Annotated in this window: 2 protein-coding genes; one reads left to right on the forward strand and one right to left on the reverse strand. The window is 72.9% G+C overall.

Annotated elements, in window-relative coordinates; all coding sequences use genetic code 11:
* On the forward strand, positions 1-238 hold a 238-nt coding region (locus D474_RS28865), incomplete at its 5' end, for an HNH endonuclease signature motif containing protein (protein ID WP_040703678.1).
* 84 nt (positions 239-322) lie between these two features.
* On the opposite strand, the gene D474_RS0115320 is transcribed toward D474_RS28865, so the two are convergent.
* Positions 323-1,051, reverse strand: a complete 729-nt coding sequence (locus D474_RS0115320; protein ID WP_051050988.1) for an IclR family transcriptional regulator — start codon at positions 1,049-1,051, stop codon at positions 323-325.
* Positions 1,052-1,053: the final 2 nt, after the last annotated feature.

Consider the following 1,053-nt stretch of genomic DNA (forward strand, 5'->3'; position numbering starts at 1 on the left):
GGCCCACCGCCTGGCCCCGGGCTACCTGCGCACTGCGGCGTTTGTCGGCCACACCACCTGCGCCTGGTCGGGTGGGTGCGACGTGCCGGTCTCGCAGTGCGAGGCCGACCACATCACCGAGTTCTCCCGCGGGGGCGAAACCACCGCGGCCAACCTGCAGCCGTTGTGCTCGTTGCACAACCGCCTCAAGTACCGCCGCACCAACCGCTCCACCGGGGGCTTCGGCCGCACCGGATGAGCCGCCTGAAGCGCGGGGTGCCGACGCCAGCACCCCGAACCCATGACCGCCGAGCCCCGAACGCCGACCCCATCAGCGATCTAGCTAGGACGAGGCCGCGCGTCCGGCGAGGCGTCGGGTGAGCTCGGAGGCTGCGTCGCGCACCCGCGCGGTCAGGGCTGCGGGGGTGACCGGGCGGGCGCTGGGCACGGTCAGCGCGATGGCTGCGATCGGGTGGGCGTTGTGGTCGGTCGCAGCCGAGGCCACTGAAAGGAAGCCCTCGGTGACCTGTTCCTCCTCCAACGACCACCCCTGTCGGCGTTCCTGTGCCAGGACCTCGCGCAGTTCTCCGGGGGTGGACGGTCCCAGCCCCGTGCGGTCGGTGAAGGATTCCCGCCCGGGGTAGAGCGCCCGCACCTGCGCGCGTGGCAGGAGCGACAGCATCGCCCGCCCCGACGCCGTCAGGTGAGCGGGCAGGCGCACCCCCACGCCCGTGATCAGGGTCGGCGCGTGTGGAGGCTGCTCCTTGAGCAGGTACAGGGTGTCGGAGCCGTGCAGGATTCCCAGCTGTGCCGTTGCCCCCGTGGTCTCGGTGAGTCGGCGCAGCAGGGGGCGGGCGAGGCGCTCCATCCCGTCCTGGCGCAGGTAGGCCGAGCCGATCTCGAAGGCCGCCACCCCCAGGCCCCACCTGCGCTCCTCCGGCAGGTGTGTCACGAACCCCTCCTCGGCCATCGCCTCCAGGAGCTGGTAGACGCTCGACCGGGGCATGTCCAGGCCGTCGGCGACCGCCGCGGCCGAGACGGGGCCAGGGCGGGTGGCCAGGAACCGCAGCAGCC

It is taken from the genome of Nocardiopsis salina YIM 90010 (assembly GCF_000341025.1).
In the GTDB taxonomy this organism is placed as follows: domain Bacteria; phylum Actinomycetota; class Actinomycetes; order Streptosporangiales; family Streptosporangiaceae; genus Nocardiopsis; species Nocardiopsis salina.